Source organism: Pseudomonas sp. PsB (genome assembly GCF_043658375.1).
Classification (GTDB): domain Bacteria; phylum Pseudomonadota; class Gammaproteobacteria; order Pseudomonadales; family Pseudomonadaceae; genus Aquipseudomonas; species Aquipseudomonas putida_Z.
Map to the genome: position 1 here is coordinate 975,001 of NZ_JBIGLU010000001.1, position 19,922 is coordinate 994,922.

Below are 19,922 nucleotides of genomic sequence, written 5' to 3' on the forward strand. Positions count from 1 at the left end.
AGAAGGGCTCAGACCTTGCCGCTTACCACCATCTTGCGCGCATGCGCCAGGGATTCCTTGGTCAGGTCTATGCCGCCCAGCATCCGCGCCACTTCCTCCACTCGCTCACGTTTGCCCAGGTTGGCCACGGCGGTGTGGGTGGTGTCGCTGTTGCGCACCTTGTGCACGAACAGGTGGTGATGCCCTTGTGCTGCCACCTGCGGCAGGTGGGTTACGGTCAGCACCTGGCCGCGTTCGCCCAGGCGGCGCAGCAGTTGGCCGACGATTTCGGCAGTAGGCCCGCCGATACCGACGTCGACTTCGTCGAACACCAGGGTTGGAATGCGTGAAGTCTGCGCGGTAATCACCTGGATCGCCAGGCTGATGCGGGACAGTTCGCCACCTGAAGCCACCTTGGCCAGGCCCTTGAGCGGTTGGCCAGGGTTGGCGCTGACCAGTAGCTCGATCTGCTCCAGGCCATGAGGCGAAAGGTCTGCCCCCTCATTGGGGGTAAGTGCGATGCAGAAGCGCCCGCCGGGCATGCCCAGGCGTTGGATCTCCTGCTCGACGGCCACTGCCAGCTGCTGGGCAGCCTGTTGGCGCAGTGCGCTGAGCTCGCGAGCCTTCTCTTTATAGTGTTGGGCGAAGGCGGCCAGCTCTTCACCCAGCCGCTCGATCGACTCGTCACTGGCGTTCAGGCCCTCCAGCTCTTCCATCAGCTGCTGTTGCAGGTGGGGTAGTTCGGTGGGGTGCACACGGTGTTTGCGCGCCAGCGTATAGATAGTGTCAAGGCGTTCTTCCAGTGCCTGCAGGCGCATGGGGTCGGCGTCGAAGTTGTCGAGAAAACGGTTGAGCTCGCCCACGGCTTCTTCGACCTGGATCTGCGCACTGGCGATCAGGTTGGCTGCTTCGCCCAGTGCCTTTGGCGAGTTGGTGGCGGCACCCAGGCGGTTGAGGCTGGAGGTGAGGGCGCTGAGCACATTGCCCGAATCGCTCTCGCTGCACTGGTCGATGACCTGGCGGCAGATGCCGAACAGGGCTTCGGCGCTGGTCAGGTTCTTGTGTTCCTGCTCCAACTGCTCCAGCTCGTGTTCGCCCAGGCCGAGGTTGTCCAGTTCCTCCAGCTGATAGCTCAGCAGCTGATGGCGGGCGCGCTGCTCATCACCGGAGTTGGACAGGCGCTCCAGTTCCAGGCGGGTCTGGTTCCAGCGCTTGGCCGCCAGCTGTACCTGGCGGGCCAGGTCGACGGCGCCGGCATACTCGTCGAGCAGGCGGCGGTGGGTGTCGGTCTTGAGTAGTGACTGGTGCTCGTGCTGGCTGTGGATATCGATCAGCAACTCGCCCAGCGCCTTGAGGTCGCCGAGCGGGCAGGGCGTGCCATTGATGTAGCCGCGGCTGCGGCCTTCGGCGGTGATCACCCGGCGCAGGATGCACAGGCCGTCGTTGTCCAGGTCGCGCTCGGCCAGCCAGGCATGCGCCTCGGGAATGTCCACCAGATCGAAGGTGGCGAGGATGTCTGCCTTGTCCGTGCCAGGGCGCACCACGCCGCTGTCGGCCCGGTCGCCCAGTGCCAGGCCGAGGGCGTCGAGCATGATCGACTTGCCGGCACCGGTCTCGCCGGTGATGACGGACATGCCGCGGGCGATTTCGAGGTCGAGGTGCTCGACGATGGCGTAGTTGTGAATGGACAGGTGCACCAGCATGGGGCGGCTCCCGAAAGTCAGGTCTGGTTATTTATACAGTACTTTTTTCAGGGCTGCCAATGCCCCTTGGCAGATTCTGTTGCAGCCGGGAAAACCACCTTGCCCCTTGAAGCTGGTTTTTCCGGCCCCATATAGCCGACATCCAAGGCGAGCCTGGCTCGCAGTCCACAAAATTGCGCAGGAGAGACCCCATGGCTGACGAACAGCTGAACGAGAAAGACCTTAACGTCGAAGAGACCGGTGCAGGTAATGCTGCCGACGCCCGCGTCCTGGAACTCGAGGAGCAGCTGGCCGCCGCCAAGGACCAGGCGCTGCGCGCCGTTGCCGACGTGCAGAACGCTCGCCGTCGTGCCGAACAGGACGTCGAGAAAGCCCACAAGTTTGCCCTCGAGAAGTTCTCGGGCGACCTGCTGCCTGTGATCGACAGCCTGGAACTGGCCCTGGCGCACTCCAGTGCCGACGATGAGCACGTCAAGCAGATCCGCGAAGGCGTCGAGCTGACCCTGAAGATGTTCCAGGACACCCTCAAGCGTTACAACCTCGAAGCAGTCGACCCGCACGGCCAGCCGTTCAATCCAGAGCATCATCAGGCCATGGCCATGCAGGAAAACGCCGAAGTCGAGCCGAACAGCGTGCTGAACGTCTTCCAGAAGGGCTATCTGCTCAACGGCCGCCTGCTGCGCCCTGCCATGGTGGTGGTCAGCAAGGCGCCGAGCGCGGCGCAGCCCTCGATTGATGAAAAGGCTTGAAATCCTTCCGGGCATCCCCATCTAGGTGTCAAGCCTTCAAGTATTACTGCAGTTGGCCAAAGTAGTCGCTGCTACCAAATTCAAGTTTCGGGAGAGTTAACATGGGTAAAATCATCGGTATCGACCTGGGGACCACCAACTCGTGCGTCTCTGTTCTGGAAAACGGTAACGTCAAGGTCATCGAAAACGCCGAAGGTGCGCGTACCACCCCTTCGATCGTGGCCTACGCCAATGATGGCGAAATCCTGGTTGGTCAGTCGGCCAAGCGTCAGGCGGTCACCAATCCGCACAACACTCTGTTCGCAGTGAAGCGCCTGATTGGCCGTCGCTTCGAAGAAGACGTGGTGCAGAAAGACATCAAGCTGGTGCCTTACAAGATCGTCAAGGCCAGCAACGGCGACGCCTGGGTACAAGCCAGCGGCAAGGACATGGCTCCGCCGCAGATCAGCGCCGAAGTCCTGAAGAAAATGAAGAAAACCGCCGAAGACTACCTCGGCGAGCCAGTTACCGAAGCGGTCATCACCGTTCCGGCCTACTTCAACGACAGCCAGCGTCAGGCCACCAAGGATGCCGGTCGCATCGCTGGCCTGGACGTAAAACGCATCATCAACGAGCCGACTGCCGCTGCGCTGGCTTACGGCATGGACAAGGCCAAGGGCGACCACACCGTCATCGTTTATGACCTGGGTGGCGGTACCTTCGACGTTTCGGTCATCGAAATCGCCGAAGTCGATGGTGAGCACCAGTTCGAAGTACTGGCTACCAACGGCGACACCTTCCTGGGTGGCGAAGACTTCGACATGCGCCTGATCGACTACCTCGTCGACGAGTTCAAGAAAGAGTCCGGCATGGACCTGAAGAACGATCCGCTCGCGCTGCAGCGTCTGAAAGAAGCCGCTGAAAAGGCCAAGATCGAACTGTCCTCCGCTCAGTCGACCGACGTGAACCTGCCGTACATCACTGCAGACGCTACCGGTCCGAAGCACCTGAACGTGAAGATTTCCCGTGCCAAGCTGGAATCTCTGGTCGAAGACCTGGTTGCCCGTACCATCGAGCCTTGCCGCATCGCTCTGAAAGACGCTGGCATCGATGCCAGCAAGATCGACGACGTGATCCTGGTCGGCGGTCAGACCCGCATGCCGCTGGTGCAGAAAGCCGTTGCCGACTTCTTCGGCAAGGAAGCGCGCAAGGACGTCAACCCGGACGAAGCCGTGGCCATGGGTGCTGCCATCCAGGGTGCGGTGCTGGCCGGTGACGTGAAAGACGTACTGCTGCTGGACGTCAGCCCGCTGACCCTGGGTATCGAAACCATGGGTGGCGTGATGACTTCGCTGATCGAGAAGAACACCACCATCCCGACCAAGAAGTCGCAGGTGTTCTCGACTGCCGATGACAACCAGGGTGCCGTGACCATTCACGTGCTGCAGGGTGAGCGCAAGCAGGCTGCCCAGAACAAGTCGCTGGGCAAGTTCGACCTGGCTGACATTCCGCCGGCTCCGCGTGGCGTGCCGCAGATCGAAGTAACCTTCGACATCGACGCCAACGGCATCCTGCATGTCAGCGCCAAGGACAAGGCCACCGGCAAGTCGCAGTCGATCGTGATCAAGGCCAACTCCGGCCTGTCGGACGAAGAGATCGAGCGCATGGTGCGTGACGCCGAGGCCAATGCCGAGGAAGACCGCAAGTTCGAAGAGCTGGCCGCTGCCCGTAACCAGGGTGATGCGCTGGTTCACTCGACCCGCAAGATGGTTGCTGACGCTGGTGACAAGGTTACCGCCGAAGAGAAAACCGCCATCGAGGCTGCCGTTGTTGCCCTGGAAGCCGCTGTCAAAGGCGACGACAAGGCTGCCATCGACGCCAAGGTCGAAGAGCTGTCCAAGGTATCGGCACCGGTTGCCCAGAAGATGTACGCCGAGCAGTCGGCCGAACAGCCTCAGGGCGGCGCGCAGCAGGCCGAGCCGGAAGCCAAGCACGATGATGTGGTTGACGCTGAGTTCGAAGAAGTGAAAGACAACAACAAGCAGTAATCCCTGCATGTTGTCGGCCGGTTCACCGCCGTTTGGCGGTGAGCTGGTAGGATGTCGCCGCGCGGGGGCTTGCTCCCGCGTTGGCGTATCTGGAATTCGAGAATTTTTACAGCATCTGTCAGTGGCCCTGGTGGGCAAAAGGCAGGTGCTGATGGCGCGGCGCAGATGCCAGACGCCCAACAAGGTGCAAATGACCTATGTCCAAGCGTGATTATTATGAGGTACTGGGTGTCGAGCGCGGCGCCAGCGAAGCTGACCTCAAGAAGGCTTACCGCCGCCTGGCGATGAAGTACCACCCGGACCGAAACCCCGGCGACAAAGAGTCGGAAGACAAGTTCAAGGAGGCCAACGAGGCCTACGAAGTGCTGTCTGACGCCAGCAAGCGTGCGGCCTTCGACCAGTACGGCCATGCGGGTGTAGACCCAAGCATGGGTGGCGGTGGCGCCGGTTTCGGCGGTGCCAACTTCTCCGACATCTTCGGCGATGTGTTCAGCGACTTCTTCGGTGGCGGCCGCGGCGGCTCGCGTGGCGGCGCTCAGCGCGGCAGCGACCTGCGCTACACCCTGGAACTGAACCTGGAAGAGGCGGTGCGTGGCACTACGGTCAGCATCCGCGTGCCCACCTTGGTCAACTGCCAGCCTTGCGACGGCTCCGGTGCCAAGAAGGGCTCGACCCCGTCCACCTGCCCGACTTGTGGCGGTATCGGCCAGGTGCGCATGCAGCAGGGCTTCTTCTCGGTACAGCAGACCTGCCCGCGCTGCCATGGCCAGGGCAAGATCATTACCGACCCCTGCACCTCGTGCCACGGCGAAGGTCGTGTCGAGGAATACAAGACGCTGTCAGTCAAGGTGCCGGCAGGTGTCGATACCGGCGACCGCATCCGCCTGTCGGGCGAGGGCGAGGCTGGTACCCATGGTGGCCCGACTGGCGACCTGTATGTGGTGATCAACGTGCGTGAGCACGAGATCTTCCAGCGTGATGGCAAGCACCTGTACTGCGAAGTACCGATCAGCTACACCGATGCCGCCCTGGGTGGCGAGCTGGAAGTGCCGACCCTCGATGGTCGGGTGAAGCTGAAGATCCCGGAAGGCACCCAGACCGGCAAGCAGTTCCGCCTGCGCGGCAAGGGTGTTGCCCCGGTGCGTGGTGGTGGTGCGGGTGACCTGCTGTGCCGCGTGGCGGTGGAAACCCCGGTCAACCTCAGCCGCCGCCAGCGCGAGTTGCTCGAAGAGCTGCGTGATTCGCTGGAAGGCGATAGCTCCCACTCGCCCAAGGCCAGTGGCTGGTTCGATGGCGTGAAGCGCTTCTTCGGCGATCTCTGACAAGGAAATGGCTATGCGACGTATTGCAGTGATGGGCGCGGCAGGGCGGATGGGCAAGACCCTCGTCGAAGCCGTGCAGCAGCAGGCTCCTCAGGCGGGCCTGACGGCGGCGATCGACCGCCCGGACAGCTCGCTGGTAGGGGCTGATGCTGGTGAGCTGGCGGCCCTGGGCCGTATTGGTGTGCCGATTTCCGACGACCTGAGCAAGGTGGTCGATGAGTTCGACGTGCTGATCGACTTCACCCACCCTTCGGTAACCCTGAAGAACCTGGCGTTCTGCCGCAAGGCGGGCAAGGCCATGGTCATCGGCACCACTGGCTTCACTCCAGAAGAGAAGCAGCAGTTGGCCGAAGCCGGCAAGGAAATCCCTATCGTCTTCGCTGCCAACTTCAGCGTCGGCGTCAACCTGTGCCTGAAGCTGCTGGATACCGCGGCGCGCGTGCTGGGTGACGATGTGGATATCGAAATCCTTGAAGCGCACCACCGGCACAAGGTCGATGCGCCGTCGGGCACCGCACTGCGCATGGGTGAAGTGGTTGCCCAGGCGCTGGGTCGCAACCTGCAGGAAGTGGCCGTGTATGGCCGTGAAGGGCAGACCGGTGCGCGTGAGCGTCAGACCATCGGCTTCGCCACCGTGCGTGCCGGTGATGTGGTGGGTGACCATACCGTGCTGTTCGCCGCCGAAGGTGAGCGCGTCGAGATTACCCACAAGGCTTCCAGCCGCATGACCTTCGCCAAGGGCGCCGTGCGTGCGGCGCTGTGGCTGGACGGGCGTGAGCCTGGCCTGTACGACATGCAGGATGTGCTCGAGCTGCGTTAAGCAGTTGGAGCGGTGTTGGCTTCTTCGCGGGTAAATCCGCTCCTACAGGTACAGCGTTGCCCTCAGGCATGGCGCTATCCCTGTAGGAGCGGGTTTGCCCGCGAAGAAGCCGGCACAGATGTCAGCCTGTCGCATTGATGTGTTTTAGAGGCACATCCGCGGTAGACCGAAAACGCACTTTTCTGTAAGCTACAGCTTTAGTGTGTCCACTAAAAGCGCGCAGCGAATTGAATTCAGCACATGAAAGCGGGGTGACGTGTCCATACGTCACTCCGCTTTTTTGCAACCTGCGATCGCCCTTTCATGCTTGATTTACGGGAGGTCTTCTTGACAAAGCCAGCCATACTCGCCCTTGCCGACGGCAGTATTTTCCGCGGTGAAGCTATCGGTGCCGACGGTCAGACCGTTGGTGAGGTGGTATTCAACACCGCTATGACCGGCTACCAGGAAATCCTTACAGACCCTTCCTACGCGCAGCAAATCGTTACCCTGACCTACCCGCACATCGGCAACACCGGTACTACCCCGGAAGACGCCGAGTCGAACCGCGTCTGGTCCGCTGGCCTGGTCATCCGTGACCTGCCGCTGCTGGCCAGCAACTGGCGTAATACCCAGTCGCTGCCTGAGTACCTCAAGGCCAACAACGTCGTCGCCATCGCTGGCATCGACACCCGTCGCCTGACCCGAATCCTGCGTGAAAAGGGCGCTCAGAACGGTTGCATCCTCGCCGGTGACAACATCAGCGAAGAAGCCGCCATCGCCGCTGCCCGCGCCTTCCCGGGCCTGAAGGGCATGGACCTGGCCAAGGTCGTTTCCACCAAGGAACGCTACGAGTGGCGCTCCAGCGTGTGGGAACTGAAGACCGACAGCCACCCGACCATCGAAGCCGCTGACCTGCCTTACCACGTGGTCGCCTTCGACTACGGCGTCAAGCTGAACATCCTGCGCATGCTGGTTGCCCGTGGCTGCCGCGTGACCGTGGTGCCGGCCCAGACCCCGGCCAGCGAAGTGCTGGCACTCAACCCGGACGGCGTGTTCCTGTCCAACGGCCCTGGCGACCCCGAGCCGTGCGACTACGCCATCCAGGCGATCAAGGACATCCTCGAGACCGAGATCCCGGTATTCGGCATCTGCCTGGGCCACCAGCTGCTGGCCCTGGCCTCTGGCGCCAAGACCGTGAAAATGGGCCACGGCCACCACGGTGCCAACCACCCGGTCCAGGACCTGGACACCGGCGTGGTCATGATCACCAGCCAGAATCACGGCTTTGCCGTTGACGAGGCCACCCTGCCGGGCAACGTCCGCGCCATCCACAAGTCGCTGTTCGACGGCACCCTGCAGGGTATCGAGCGTACCGACAAGAGCGCGTTCAGCTTCCAGGGCCACCCTGAAGCGAGCCCAGGCCCGACCGACGTCGCGCCACTGTTCGATCGTTTCATCGATGCCATGGCCAAGCGCCGCTGAGCATCCTGCTTCAAGGCCCCGGGCCGGCTTGCGCCGCGCCCGGAAGCGCCTGACCCAGATTGTTCAAAGCGGCTTGCCGACTGACCCCGGATTTGAGTGACAACCATGCCAAAACGTACAGACATCAAAAGCATCCTGATTCTCGGCGCTGGCCCGATCGTGATCGGCCAGGCCTGCGAATTCGACTACTCCGGCGCCCAGGCCTGTAAGGCCCTGCGCGAGGAAGGTTTCCGCGTCATCCTGGTGAACTCCAACCCGGCCACCATCATGACCGACCCGGCCATGGCCGACGCCACCTACATCGAGCCGATCAAGTGGCAGTCGGTGGCCAAGATCATCGAGAAAGAGCGCCCGGACGCACTGCTGCCAACCATGGGTGGCCAGACTGCACTGAACTGCGCCCTGGACCTGGAGCGCCACGGCGTTCTGGAAAAGTTCGGCGTGGAAATGATCGGTGCCAACGCCGACACCATCGACAAGGCCGAAGACCGCTCGCGCTTCGACAAGGCGATGAAGGACATCGGCCTGGAGTGCCCGCGCTCCGGCATCGCCCACAGCATGGAAGAAGCCAACGCCGTCCTCGAGCGCCTGGGCTTCCCGTGCATCATCCGTCCGTCGTTCACCATGGGCGGCACCGGTGGTGGTATCGCCTACAACCGTGAAGAGTTCGAAGAAATCTGCGCCCGTGGCCTGGACCTGTCGCCGACCAAGGAACTGCTGATCGACGAATCGCTGATCGGTTGGAAGGAATACGAGATGGAGGTGGTCCGCGACAAAAAGGACAACTGCATCATCGTCTGCTCGATCGAGAACTTCGACCCGATGGGCGTGCACACCGGTGACTCGATCACCGTTGCCCCAGCACAGACCCTGACCGACAAGGAATACCAGATCATGCGCAACGCCTCGCTGGCGGTGCTGCGTGAAATCGGTGTGGAAACCGGCGGTTCCAACGTGCAGTTCGGTATCTGCCCGAACACTGGCCGCATGGTCGTGATCGAGATGAACCCGCGCGTTTCGCGTTCCTCGGCGCTGGCCTCCAAGGCCACCGGCTTCCCGATCGCCAAGATCGCTGCCAAGCTGGCTGTCGGCTACACCCTCGACGAACTGCAGAACGACATCACCGGCGGCCGCACCCCGGCGTCCTTCGAACCGTCGATCGACTACGTCGTCACCAAGCTGCCGCGTTTCGCCTTCGAAAAATTCCCGAAAGCCGACGCCCGCCTGACCACCCAGATGAAGTCCGTGGGTGAAGTCATGGCCATCGGCCGTACCTTCCAGGAGTCCCTGCAGAAAGCCCTGCGCGGCCTGGAAGTCGGCGCCTGCGGCCTCGACCCGAAAGTCGACCTGGCCAACCCTGAAGCCAGCAGCATCCTCAAGCGCGAGCTGACCGTACCGGGCGCCGAGCGTATCTGGTACGTGGCCGACGCCATGCGTGCCGGCATGACCTGCGAGCAGATCTTCGACCTGACCGGCATCGACATGTGGTTCCTGGTGCAGATGGAAGACCTGATCAAGGAAGAGGAGAAGGTCAAGACCCTGGCCCTGTCGTCGATCGACAAGGACTACATGCTGCGCCTCAAGCGCAAGGGCTTCTCCGACCAGCGCCTGGCCAAGCTGCTGGGTATCACCGACAAGAACCTGCGCCGTCACCGCCACAAGCTGGAAGTGTTCCCGGTGTACAAGCGCGTCGACACCTGCGCTGCCGAGTTCGCCACCGACACCGCCTACCTGTACTCCACCTACGAGGAAGAGTGCGAGGCCAACCCGTCGACCCGCGACAAGATCATGATCCTGGGTGGCGGCCCTAACCGTATCGGCCAGGGTATCGAGTTCGACTACTGCTGCGTACACGCCGCACTGGCGCTGCGTGAAGACGGTTACGAGACCATCATGGTCAACTGCAACCCGGAAACCGTCTCCACCGACTACGACACCTCCGACCGCCTGTACTTCGAGCCGCTGACCCTGGAAGACGTGCTGGAAGTGTGCCGCGTCGAGAAGCCGAAAGGCGTGATCGTCCACTACGGCGGCCAAACCCCGCTGAAGCTGGCCCGCGCCCTGGAAGAAGCCGGCGTACCGATCATCGGTACCAGCCCGGACGCCATCGACCGCGCCGAAGACCGCGAGCGCTTCCAGCAGATGGTTCAGCGCCTGAACCTGCTGCAGCCGCCAAACGCCACCGTGCGCAGCGAAGAAGAAGCCATCAGCGCCGCTGGCGGCATCGGCTACCCGCTGGTAGTGCGCCCGTCGTACGTGCTGGGCGGCCGTGCCATGGAAATCGTCTACGAACTGGACGAGCTCAAGCGCTACCTGCGTGAAGCCGTACAGGTGTCCAACGACAGCCCGGTACTGCTCGACCACTTCCTCAACTGCGCCATCGAGATGGATGTGGATGCGGTGTGCGACGGAACCGATGTGGTGATCGGCGCGATCATGCAGCACATCGAACAGGCCGGCGTTCACTCCGGTGACTCGGCGTGCTCGCTGCCACCTTACTCGCTGAGCAAGGAAGTGCAGGACGAAGTCCGCGTACAGGTCAAGAAAATGGCCTTGGAGCTGGGCGTGGTCGGCCTGATGAACGTGCAGCTGGCCCTGCAGGGCGACAAGATCTACGTGATCGAAGTCAACCCGCGCGCTTCGCGTACCGTGCCGTTCGTCTCCAAGTGCATCGGCACCTCCCTGGCAATGATCGCGGCCCGCGTCATGGCTGGCAAAACCCTCAAAGAGCTGGGCTTCACCCAGGAAATCATCCCGAACTTCTACAGCGTCAAGGAAGCCGTCTTCCCGTTCGCCAAGTTCCCGGGGGTTGACCCGATCCTCGGTCCTGAGATGAAATCGACCGGTGAAGTCATGGGTGTCGGTGACAGCTTCGGTGAAGCCTTCGCCAAGGCCCAGATGGGTGCCAGCGAAGTGCTGCCGACCGGCGGTACCGCCTTCATCAGCGTGCGTGACGACGACAAGCCGCAAGTGGCTGGCGTTGCCCGCGACCTGATCGCCCTGGGCTTCGAAGTGGTTGCAACTGCGGGCACTGCCAAGGTTATCGAAGCGGCTGGCCTGAAAGTGCGCCGTGTGAACAAGGTGACCGAAGGTCGCCCGCACGTGGTCGACATGATCAAGAACGACGAAGTGTCGTTGATCATCAACACCACCGAAGGCCGCCAGTCGATCGCCGATTCCTACTCGATTCGTCGCAATGCGCTGCAGCACAAGATTTACTGCACCACTACCATTGCGGCCGGTGAAGCCATCTGCGAGGCGCTGAAATTCGGTCCGGAAAAGACCGTTCGTCGCCTGCAGGATCTGCATGCAGGACTGAAAGCATGAGCATTACCAAGTACCCGATGACCGTCCAGGGCGCTCGCGCCCTGGAAGAGGAGCACCTGTTCCTGAGCAAGACCGAGCGCCCGCGCCTGAGCCAGGCCATTGGCGAAGCGCGTGAACTGGGCGACCTCAAGGAAAATGCCGAATACCATGCCGCCCGTGAAGAGCAGGGCATGGTCGAGGCGCGTATCCGCGATATCGAAGGCCGTCTGCAGAACTCGGTGGTGATCGACGTGACCACCATCCCTCACACCGGCAAGGTGATTTTCGGTACCACCGTGGTACTGGCCAACACCGAAACCGATGAAGAGGTGATCTACCAGATCGTCGGCGAGGATGAAGCTGACGTGAAGCAGGGCAAACTCTCGAGCGGTGCGCCGATTGCCCGTGCCATCATCGGCAAGGAAGAAGGTGATACTGTCGTCGTCAAGACGCCTAGCGGGACGGTCGAGTACGAGATTGTCGAAGTCAAGCACATCTGACCGGCGCCTGCGGGCGCCATCCCTCGAGGGGATCCTCTGGCAGCTGGCCCAGGTTTTCTGGGTCGGTGGCTTGTGGGTGTTTCACGTGGGGCTGGTGCCCGCGCTCAAGGTCAGTGGCCTGGCGCCGCTGCTGGTGCAGGATATCGCCGGGCAGATCGACCGCTGGTTGATCGGTGTGGCGCTGCTTGGCTTGTTGACCCAGCTGGCGGTGCTGGCAAGGGTGGACGGCCTGTCGGCCTGGTGGCAGCAGTTCCGTGGCCAGATGCTGTTGCTCGGCTTCGGTGCCTGCGTGGGGTATTACACCTTGCGCTACGGTATTTCCGTTGGCGAGCGCTGGCAGCTGCTCTGTTTCCTGGTGCTGGGCTTTTCCGGCATCGTGCTGGTGGCCCAGCCTGTTCCGGTCAAGGTGCGCCGCTAGACGGCTCGAGATCGCTGGGGCCGCTTTGCGGCCCTTTCGCGACACAAGGCCGCTCCCACAGGGATTGCGTTGTGCCGCAGGTCGGTGCAATCCCTGTGGGAGCGGCCTTGTGTCGCGATGGGCTGCGCCGCAGCCCCCGTGCCGTTACTTGTAACGGTGGATATTGGACAGCTGCTTGTTCGGCTGTGGGTTCTTGCGGTAGATCAGGGCTTTCTTGCCAATGGTCTGCACCAGCTCGGCACGGCCGGCCTTGCACAGTTCGGCAATGGTCTCGGCCCGCTCTTCGCGGTCTTCCGAGCGAATTTCGACCTTGATCAGCTCATGGTCGACCAGGGCGCGCTCCAGTTCGGCGATGACGCCTTCATTCAAACCGTTGCCAGCAACGATCAGGACCGGCTTCAGGTCATGACCAATGGACTTGTATTGCTTCTTCTGCTCGTTATTGAGCGGCATAATCTGACCCTTTCCGTCTGATTCTGTAAAATTGACCGGCATTTTACCCGAGGGCCACCGGCTCCGCCCAGTCAATCACGACGCATATCATCGAGGTGCCCCGTGGTACAACGTTCCAAAAGCAGCGCAAACTGGCTGCGAGAGCATTTCAACGATCCTTTTGTGAAACAGGCGCAAAAGGATGGCTACCGCTCGCGTGCGAGCTACAAATTGCTGGAGATCCAGGAAAAGGACCGGCTGATCCGCCCAGGCATGAGCGTGATCGACCTCGGCGCGGCTCCTGGTGGCTGGTCGCAGGTGACCAGTCGTCTGATTGGTGGCCAGGGCCGCCTGATCGCGTCCGACATCCTGGAGATGGACTCGATCCCCGATGTGACCTTCATCCAGGGCGATTTCACCCATGATGAAGTGCTGCAGCGCATTCTCGAGGCCGTCGGCGATTCGCATGTGGACCTTGTGATTTCCGACATGGCCCCCAATATGAGTGGTACGCCTGCGGTGGACATGCCGCGTGCCATGTTCCTCTGCGAGCTGGCCCTCGATCTGGCAACCCGCGTGCTGAAGCCCGGCGGCGATTTCCTGATCAAGATTTTCCAGGGCGAAGGTTTTGACGTGTACCTCAAGGACGTGCGCAGCAAGTTCGACAAGGTACAGATGCGCAAGCCGTCGTCGTCGCGTGACCGTTCCCGCGAGCAGTACCTGCTGGGCAGGGGTTTCAAAGGGGCATGAAAGGCGTGAAGCGTGGTGGCCGATAGTAATTTCCAATCGGCCGCTGCGTCAGGATCGTCCGAACTTCGTGTAGTCTAGCTTTCACAAAGGGTTACAGACGGTGCCTGCGGCTGCGTAGGTAATGTAGTAAGTTAGGGCGATGAATATCATGCGAGGAACGGCTGCGTCGTGCGCCGACCTCAGAGGGTAGCGAATTGAACGACATGGCAAAGAATCTGATCCTGTGGTTGATCATCGCAGCTGTCCTGGTGACAGTGATGAACAACTTCTCCAGCCCTAACGAGCCGCAGACCCTCAACTATTCCGACTTCATCCAGCAGGTCAAGGATGGCAAGGTCGAGCGTGTGACCGTCGACGGCTACATCATTACCGGCAAGCGCGCCGACGGCGACAATTTCAAGACCGTTCGCCCGGCCATTACCGACAACGGCCTGATCGGCGACCTGGTCGACAACCACGTCATCGTCGAAGGCAAGCAGCCTGAGCAGCAGAGCATCTGGACCCAACTGCTGGTGGCGAGCTTCCCGATCCTGGTGATCATCGCTGTGTTCATGTTCTTCATGCGCCAGATGCAGGGCGGCGCGGGCGGCAAGGGCGGGCCGATGAGCTTCGGCAAGAGCAAGGCGCGCCTGCTGTCCGAAGACCAGGTCAAGACCACCCTGGCCGACGTTGCAGGTTGCGACGAAGCCAAGGAAGAGGTCGGCGAGCTGGTCGAGTTCCTGCGCGACCCGGGCAAGTTCCAGCGCCTGGGCGGCCGTATTCCGCGTGGCGTGCTGATGGTCGGCCCGCCCGGTACCGGTAAGACCTTGCTTGCCAAGGCTATCGCCGGCGAGGCGAAGGTGCCGTTCTTCACCATTTCCGGTTCGGACTTCGTGGAAATGTTCGTCGGTGTCGGTGCCAGCCGTGTGCGCGACATGTTCGAGCAGGCCAAGAAGCACGCCCCGTGCATCATCTTCATCGACGAGATCGACGCCGTTGGTCGCCACCGTGGCGCTGGCATGGGTGGCGGTCACGACGAGCGTGAGCAAACCCTCAACCAGTTGCTGGTGGAGATGGACGGTTTCGAGATGAACGATGGCATCATCGTCATCGCTGCTACCAACCGTCCGGACGTGCTCGACCCGGCTCTGCTGCGCCCCGGCCGCTTCGACCGCCAGGTGGTGGTTGGCCTGCCGGACATTCGTGGTCGCGAACAGATCCTCAAGGTTCACATGCGCAAGGTGCCGGTCGGCGAGAACGTCAACCCGGCGGTCATTGCTCGTGGTACCCCAGGCTTCTCCGGTGCAGACCTGGCCAACCTGGTCAACGAGGCCTCGCTGTTTGCCGCGCGCGCCAACAAGCGCCTGGTCGAAATGAAAGAGTTCGAGCTGGCCAAGGACAAGATCATGATGGGCGCCGAGCGCAAGACCATGGTCATGTCCGAGAAAGAAAAGCAGAACACCGCCTACCACGAGGCTGGCCACGCCATTGTCGGTCGCCTGGTGCCTGAGCACGATCCGGTCTACAAGGTTTCGATCATTCCGCGCGGTCGTGCCCTGGGCGTGACCATGTTCCTGCCGGAAGAAGACCGCTACAGCCTGTCCAAGCGCGCACTGATCAGCCAGATCTGCTCGCTGTACGGCGGCCGTATTGCCGAAGAGATGACCTTGGGCTTCGACGGTGTCACTACCGGCGCGTCCAACGACATCATGCGTGCCAGCCAGATCGCCCGAAACATGGTGACCAAGTGGGGCCTTTCCGAAAAACTCGGCCCGCTGATGTACGCCGAGGAAGAAGGCGAGGTGTTCCTGGGTCGCAGTGCTGCCAGCCAGCACGCCAGCGTTTCCGGCGAAACCGCCAAGCTGATCGACTCGGAAGTGCGCAGCATCATCGATCAGTGCTACGCCACGGCCAAGCAGTTGCTCACCGACAACCGTGACAAGCTCGATGCCATGGCCGAAGCGCTGATGAAGTACGAGACCATCGACGCCGAGCAGATTGACGATATCATGGCCGGCCGTACCCCCCGCGAACCGCGCGACTGGGATGATGACTCGGCTTCGGGCAAGCCTGCTGCCCAGGGTGATCGCCCGGAATCGCCGATCGGCGGTCCAGCGGCTCAACACTAAGGGCATCTATGAGCTCAGCGCAGTACCCGACCCGGTTGCCTTGCGGCAACCGGGTTCTTGATTTGTCGCGTACCCATGTCATGGGTATTCTCAATATCACCCCTGATTCCTTCTCCGATGGCGGGCGCTTCAACCAGCGCGACGAGGCGTTGCGCCATGCCGAAGCGATGGTTGCCGCAGGCGCGACGCTGATCGACATCGGCGGCGAGTCCACGCGGCCGGGCGCGCGCGCGGTATCGGTGACCGAGGAGCTGGAGCGGGTAGCCCCCATGGTCGAGGCGATCAACAGCCGCCTCGATGTGGTCATCTCGGTCGATACCTCCACCCCGGCGGTCATGCGTGAAGCGGCGCGCCTCGGTGCCGGGCTGATCAACGACGTGCGAGCCCTGGAGCGCGATGGCGCCCTGGACGCTGCCGCGGATACCGGCCTGCCGGTATGCCTCATGCACATGCGCGGCGAGCCGGGTAACATGCAGGACGACCCACATTACGAAGATGTGACCGCCGACGTTACGCGTTACCTTGAGCAGCGAATGGCCGCCTGCGCTGCGGCGGGCATCGACGCAAACAGAATCATCCTTGATCCGGGCTTCGGTTTCGCCAAGACACTGGCGCACAACCTGAGCCTGTTCAAGCATATGGAAGCGCTCTATCGCCTTGGGCGCCCGCTGCTGGTGGGTGTTTCACGCAAGAGCATGATCGGCCTGACGCTGGAACGTCCGGTCGGCGAGCGGTTGTACGGCAGCCTCGCGCTGGCGGCGTTGGCCATGACCAAGGGGGCGAGCATCCTTCGTGTCCATGATGTGGCCGAAACCGTTGATGTGGTGCGCATGATCGCTGCGGTGCAAAACGCCGAATAAGAACATTGGAGTCCCTATGAGCAGAAAATACTTTGGTACCGACGGCATTCGTGGCCGCGTCGGCGAATACCCGATCACGCCTGACTTCATGCTGAAGCTTGGTTGGGCGGCCGGCATGGCCTTCCGCAAGCAAGGCCACTGCCGGGTGCTGGTTGGCAAGGACACGCGTATTTCCGGCTACATGTTCGAGTCCGCACTCGAAGCCGGCCTGTCCGCGGCAGGTGCCGACGTGATGCTGCTCGGGCCGATGCCTACGCCGGCCATCGCCTACCTGACGCGTACCTTCCACGCCGAAGCCGGCATCGTCATCAGCGCCTCGCACAACCCGCACGATGACAACGGCATCAAGTTCTTCTCGGGCCAGGGGACCAAGCTGCCGGACGAAGTCGAGCTGATGATCGAGGAATTGCTCGACCAGCCGATGACCGTTGTCGAGTCGGGCAAGCTGGGCAAGGTTTCGCGCATCAACGATGCCGCCGGCCGCTACATCGAGTTCTGCAAGAGCAGCGTGCCGAGCAGCACCAGTTTCGACGGCCTCAAGCTGGTGGTCGATTGCGCCCATGGCGCCACCTACAAGGTCGCGCCAAGCGTGTTCCGCGAGCTGGGTGCCGACGTGACCGTGCTGCATGCCCAGCCCGACGGCCTGAACATCAACGAAGGCTGTGGCTCGACTCACATCGAATCGCTGCAGGCTGCCGTGCTGGTCGGTCATGCCGACCTGGGCATCGCCTTCGACGGTGATGGCGACCGCGTGCTGATGGTCGACCACACCGGCGCCATCGTCGATGGTGACGAACTGCTGTTCATCATCGCCCGCGACCTGCAGGAGCGGGGCAAGCTGCAGGGCGGGGTAGTGGGCACGCTGATGAGCAACCTGGGCCTTGAGCTTGCGCTGAAGGACCTGGATATCCCGTTCGTGCGGGCCAAGGTCGGTGACCGTTACGTCATGGCCGAGCTGCTGGAGCGTGAGTGGCTGGTCGGTGGTGAAAACTCCGGTCACGTCGTGTGCTGCAATCACACCACCACTGGTGACGCGATCATCGCTGCGCTGCAGGTGCTGATGGCGCTCAAGCGCCGTGGCGAAACCCTGGCCCAGGCTCGTCAGGCCCTGCGCAAGTGCCCGCAGGTGCTGATCAACGTGCGCTATGGCGCCAGCAAGGTCGACCCGCTGGAGCACCCGGCGGTCAAGGAAGCCAGTGCCAAGGTGACCGAGGCCTTGGCCGGCCGCGGCCGCGTGCTGCTGCGCAAATCCGGTACCGAGCCGTTGGTGCGGGTGATGGTCGAGGGCGAGGACGAAAGCCAGGTGCGTGCGCACGCAGAAGCGTTGGCCAAACTGGTTGGCGAAGTTTGTGTCTGAAGGCGCTTGCCAGCGCAGATAGGGTTGGGTACTATCTGCGCCCACTTTGACCGACGAGGTAAAGCATGCGTCGCCCTATGGTAGCTGGTAACTGGAAGATGCACGGTACCCGCGCTAGCGTCGCTGAGCTGACCGAAGGCTTGAGAAATCTGGCCTTGCCGAGCGGAGTGGAAGTCGCGGTGTTTCCACCGGCCTTGTTCATCAATCAAGTGATCGATGGCCTGGCAGGTAAGGAAATTACTGTCGGCGCACAGAATTCTGCAGTACAACCCGAACAGGGTGCGCTGACCGGAGAAGTTGCTCCGGAACAGCTGGTTGAAGCAGGCTGCAAGTTGGTGTTGATTGGTCATTCGGAGCGTCGCCAGATCATTGGTGAAACCGACGAAGTGCTCAATCGCAAGTTTGCAGCGGCCCAGGCCAAAGGTTTGAAGCCAGTGCTTTGCATCGGGGAAACCCTTGAAGAGCGCGAGGCCGGCAAAACGCTCGAAGTTGTCGGGCGTCAACTAAGCAGTATCATCGAGGCATTCGGTGTTAAGGCTTTTGCCAATGCAGTAATTGCCTATGAGCCTGTATGGGCCATTGGCACTGGCCTTACGGCTACGCCACAGCAGGCCCAGGATGTGCATGCAGCCATCCGCGGCCAGCTGGCGGCAGAAGATGCTGAAGTAGCTGCGAAGGTGCAGTTGCTCTACGGCGGCAGCGTGAAGGCGGCCAATGCGGCCGAACTGTTCGGCATGCCGGATATCGATGGGGGGCTCATTGGTGGGGCTTCCCTGAACGCAGACGAATTCGGTGCAATTTGTCGCGCCGCAGGAAACTGAACAAATGCTGGAAACAGTCATCGTTGTTTTTCATCTGTTGGCAGCGCTGTCGCTTGTAGTGCTGGTTCTGTTGCAACAGGGTAAAGGTGCGGAAGCAGGTGCATCTTTCGGCGCGGGTGCTTCAAATACCGTGTTCGGGAGCCAGGGCTCTGCAACGTTCCTGAGTAAATTAACTGCTATACTCGCTGCCACTTTCTTTTTGACAGCACTTGGGTTAGGATACTTCGCGAAGCAACAAGCTCACCAGCTTAGCCAAGCAGGTCTTCCAGATCCAGCAGTGCTAGAAGTGAAAGAGCCGCAGAAACCGGCAGTTAATGATGATGTACCGGTGCTCCAGCAGCAGAAGAGCGAAACCACTCCTAATACGGGTGATGTACCTCCTCCGGCACAAGAGCAGAAGTAACGGGTTTCAAGTAGTAGTATTGCCGAGGTGGTGGAATTGGTAGACACGCAACCTTGAGGTGGTTGTGCCCATAGGGTGTAGGGGTTCGAGTCCCCTTCTCGGTACCAATTAAAGCTTGAGAGCCCGCTTTAGCGGGCTTTCTTGCAGGTGAAGGTTCGGATTTGACCCTCAGGAGGGTTCGGTCTTATACTTTTGCCCCAGCTTTGTCGCGGGGTGGAGCAGCTTGGTAGCTCGTCGGGCTCATAACCCGAAGGTCGTTGGTTCAAATCCAGCCCCCGCAACCAGCTTCAGCGGAGCCCCTTTTCAGGGGCTTTTTGCTAACCGAACAGTTTTCGGCGTCGTTGTCCAACGGCGCTTTCAGGGATGGGCGCTTCGCCCATTTTTTATTTGCACAGCATGCACGAGGGGGTTCAGGTGTCGAGCAAGCTAGAACAGTTGCAGGCCTTGTTGGCCCCGGTTGTCGAGGGTCTGGGCTATCAATGCTGGGGGATCGAATACGTTTCCCAGGGTAAGCATTCGGTACTGCGCATCTACATCGACAAGGAAGGCGGCATCCTGGTGGACGACTGCGAAGCGGTCAGCCGTCAGGCCAGCGCAATTCTCGATGTGGAAGATCCGATCAGCAGTGAATACACCCTCGAGGTGTCTTCTCCAGGCATGGATCGCCCACTGTTCACTCTGGAACAGTTTGCCTCGCATGCCGGCGAACAAGTGAAGATCAAGCTGCGCTCACCCTTCGAGGGTCGTCGTAACTTCCAGGGCCTTCTCCGCGGTGTGGAGGAGCAGGATGTGGTGGTCCAGGTGGACAATCAAGAGTTCCTGTTGCCGATCGACTCGATCGACAAGGCCAATATTATTCCCAGTTTTGACTGAGACGTGCCGGGCCCGGCGGACTATCCGGGC

General features: G+C 61.5%; 17 protein-coding genes and 2 tRNA genes. 17 read left to right on the plus strand and 2 right to left on the minus strand.

The features are described 5' to 3' along the window. Positions 1-8: 8 nt before the first annotated feature. Entirely contained in the window at positions 9-1,682 is a 1,674-nt protein-coding gene (recN, locus tag ACGLHT_RS04515) for a DNA repair protein RecN (RefSeq protein ID WP_137162452.1), read from the minus strand. Positions 1,683-1,873: 191 nt separating this feature from the next. Between recN and grpE the strand changes: the two genes are divergently transcribed. The 8 genes from grpE (at position 1,874) to ACGLHT_RS04555 (ending at position 12,288) form a co-directional block, all read left to right on the plus strand. Beyond that, positions 1,874-2,431: a nucleotide exchange factor GrpE gene (gene grpE, locus ACGLHT_RS04520; protein WP_025340709.1), complete on the plus strand. Its 558-nt coding sequence runs from the start codon at positions 1,874-1,876 to the stop codon at positions 2,429-2,431. A gap of 101 nt (positions 2,432-2,532) precedes the next feature. Next, the gene (gene dnaK, locus ACGLHT_RS04525; RefSeq protein WP_025340708.1) at positions 2,533-4,458 is read left to right on the plus strand and encodes a molecular chaperone DnaK; all 1,926 of its coding nucleotides are present in this window, start codon (positions 2,533-2,535) and stop codon (positions 4,456-4,458) included. A gap of 197 nt (positions 4,459-4,655) precedes the next feature. Next, complete coding sequence (gene dnaJ / locus ACGLHT_RS04530; RefSeq protein WP_025340707.1) at positions 4,656-5,780, plus strand: molecular chaperone DnaJ; 1,125 nt, start codon at positions 4,656-4,658, stop codon at positions 5,778-5,780. A gap of 13 nt (positions 5,781-5,793) precedes the next feature. Next, entirely contained in the window at positions 5,794-6,600 is an 807-nt protein-coding gene (dapB, locus tag ACGLHT_RS04535; protein ID WP_013974295.1) for a 4-hydroxy-tetrahydrodipicolinate reductase, read from the plus strand. 327 nt (positions 6,601-6,927) lie between these two features. Next, positions 6,928-8,064 carry a glutamine-hydrolyzing carbamoyl-phosphate synthase small subunit gene (gene carA, locus ACGLHT_RS04540; protein ID WP_025340706.1) on the plus strand — a complete coding sequence of 379 codons (1,137 nt, stop codon included), beginning with the start codon at positions 6,928-6,930 and terminating at the stop codon, positions 8,062-8,064. Between the two features lie 105 nt (positions 8,065-8,169). Then, entirely contained in the window at positions 8,170-11,391 is a 3,222-nt protein-coding gene (gene carB / locus ACGLHT_RS04545; RefSeq protein WP_015271865.1) for a carbamoyl-phosphate synthase large subunit, read from the plus strand. Continuing rightward, the gene (greA, locus tag ACGLHT_RS04550) at positions 11,388-11,870 is read left to right on the plus strand and encodes a transcription elongation factor GreA (RefSeq protein ID WP_274120296.1); all 483 of its coding nucleotides are present in this window, start codon (positions 11,388-11,390) and stop codon (positions 11,868-11,870) included. Before carB ends, greA begins: the two co-directional genes overlap by 4 nt. Beyond that, positions 11,848-12,288, plus strand: a complete 441-nt coding sequence (locus ACGLHT_RS04555) for a hypothetical protein (protein WP_049798463.1) — start codon at positions 11,848-11,850, stop codon at positions 12,286-12,288. Before greA ends, ACGLHT_RS04555 begins: the two co-directional genes overlap by 23 nt. A 144-nt stretch (positions 12,289-12,432) precedes the next feature. On the opposite strand, the gene yhbY is transcribed toward ACGLHT_RS04555, so the two are convergent. Beyond that, the gene (gene yhbY, locus ACGLHT_RS04560; RefSeq protein WP_003249945.1) at positions 12,433-12,741 is read right to left on the minus strand and encodes a ribosome assembly RNA-binding protein YhbY; all 309 of its coding nucleotides are present in this window, start codon (positions 12,739-12,741) and stop codon (positions 12,433-12,435) included. 102 nt (positions 12,742-12,843) lie between these two features. Here yhbY and rlmE point away from each other — a divergent pair, with 102 nt between their 5' ends. From rlmE to rimP, 9 genes are all read left to right on the plus strand, one after another. Continuing rightward, complete coding sequence (rlmE, locus tag ACGLHT_RS04565; RefSeq protein ID WP_025340705.1) at positions 12,844-13,470, plus strand: 23S rRNA (uridine(2552)-2'-O)-methyltransferase RlmE; 627 nt, start codon at positions 12,844-12,846, stop codon at positions 13,468-13,470. A gap of 203 nt (positions 13,471-13,673) precedes the next feature. Next, positions 13,674-15,578: an ATP-dependent zinc metalloprotease FtsH gene (gene ftsH / locus ACGLHT_RS04570; RefSeq protein WP_025340704.1), complete on the plus strand. Its 1,905-nt coding sequence runs from the start codon at positions 13,674-13,676 to the stop codon at positions 15,576-15,578. 8 nt (positions 15,579-15,586) lie between these two features. Beyond that, positions 15,587-16,438: a dihydropteroate synthase gene (folP, locus tag ACGLHT_RS04575; RefSeq protein ID WP_274120297.1), complete on the plus strand. Its 852-nt coding sequence runs from the start codon at positions 15,587-15,589 to the stop codon at positions 16,436-16,438. A gap of 16 nt (positions 16,439-16,454) precedes the next feature. Beyond that, the gene (glmM, locus tag ACGLHT_RS04580; RefSeq protein WP_025340702.1) at positions 16,455-17,795 is read left to right on the plus strand and encodes a phosphoglucosamine mutase; all 1,341 of its coding nucleotides are present in this window, start codon (positions 16,455-16,457) and stop codon (positions 17,793-17,795) included. A 65-nt stretch (positions 17,796-17,860) separates the two neighbouring features. Beyond that, positions 17,861-18,616, plus strand: a complete 756-nt coding sequence (gene tpiA / locus ACGLHT_RS04585; RefSeq protein ID WP_025340701.1) for a triose-phosphate isomerase — start codon at positions 17,861-17,863, stop codon at positions 18,614-18,616. A gap of 4 nt (positions 18,617-18,620) precedes the next feature. Next, positions 18,621-19,019, plus strand: a complete 399-nt coding sequence (gene secG, locus ACGLHT_RS04590) for a preprotein translocase subunit SecG (RefSeq protein WP_015271857.1) — start codon at positions 18,621-18,623, stop codon at positions 19,017-19,019. A gap of 21 nt (positions 19,020-19,040) precedes the next feature. Then, a tRNA-Leu gene (locus tag ACGLHT_RS04595) sits at positions 19,041-19,126 on the plus strand. 100 nt (positions 19,127-19,226) lie between these two features. Continuing rightward, positions 19,227-19,303, plus strand: a tRNA-Met gene (locus tag ACGLHT_RS04600). Between the two features lie 130 nt (positions 19,304-19,433). Then, on the plus strand, positions 19,434-19,892 hold the full coding sequence (gene rimP / locus ACGLHT_RS04605) for a ribosome maturation factor RimP (protein ID WP_003249960.1): 459 nt from the start codon (positions 19,434-19,436) through the stop codon (positions 19,890-19,892). Positions 19,893-19,922: the final 30 nt, after the last annotated feature.

Coding starts and splice junctions, on each gene's coding strand:
- dapB (WP_013974295.1), top strand. CDS start 5,794: ATGCGACGTATTGCAGTGATGGGCGCGGCAGGGCGGATGGGCAAGACC.
- greA (WP_274120296.1), top strand. CDS start 11,388: ATGAGCATTACCAAGTACCCGATGACCGTCCAGGGCGCTCGCGCCCTG.
- recN (WP_137162452.1), bottom strand. CDS start 1,682: ATGCTGGTGCACCTGTCCATTCACAACTACGCCATCGTCGAGCACCTC.
- glmM (WP_025340702.1), top strand. CDS start 16,455: ATGAGCAGAAAATACTTTGGTACCGACGGCATTCGTGGCCGCGTCGGC.
- ftsH (WP_025340704.1), top strand. CDS start 13,674: ATGGCAAAGAATCTGATCCTGTGGTTGATCATCGCAGCTGTCCTGGTG.
- dnaJ (WP_025340707.1), top strand. CDS start 4,656: ATGTCCAAGCGTGATTATTATGAGGTACTGGGTGTCGAGCGCGGCGCC.
- tpiA (WP_025340701.1), top strand. CDS start 17,861: ATGCGTCGCCCTATGGTAGCTGGTAACTGGAAGATGCACGGTACCCGC.
- grpE (WP_025340709.1), top strand. CDS start 1,874: ATGGCTGACGAACAGCTGAACGAGAAAGACCTTAACGTCGAAGAGACC.
- carB (WP_015271865.1), top strand. CDS start 8,170: ATGCCAAAACGTACAGACATCAAAAGCATCCTGATTCTCGGCGCTGGC.
- folP (WP_274120297.1), top strand. CDS start 15,587: ATGAGCTCAGCGCAGTACCCGACCCGGTTGCCTTGCGGCAACCGGGTT.
- yhbY (WP_003249945.1), bottom strand. CDS start 12,741: ATGCCGCTCAATAACGAGCAGAAGAAGCAATACAAGTCCATTGGTCAT.
- secG (WP_015271857.1), top strand. CDS start 18,621: ATGCTGGAAACAGTCATCGTTGTTTTTCATCTGTTGGCAGCGCTGTCG.
- dnaK (WP_025340708.1), top strand. CDS start 2,533: ATGGGTAAAATCATCGGTATCGACCTGGGGACCACCAACTCGTGCGTC.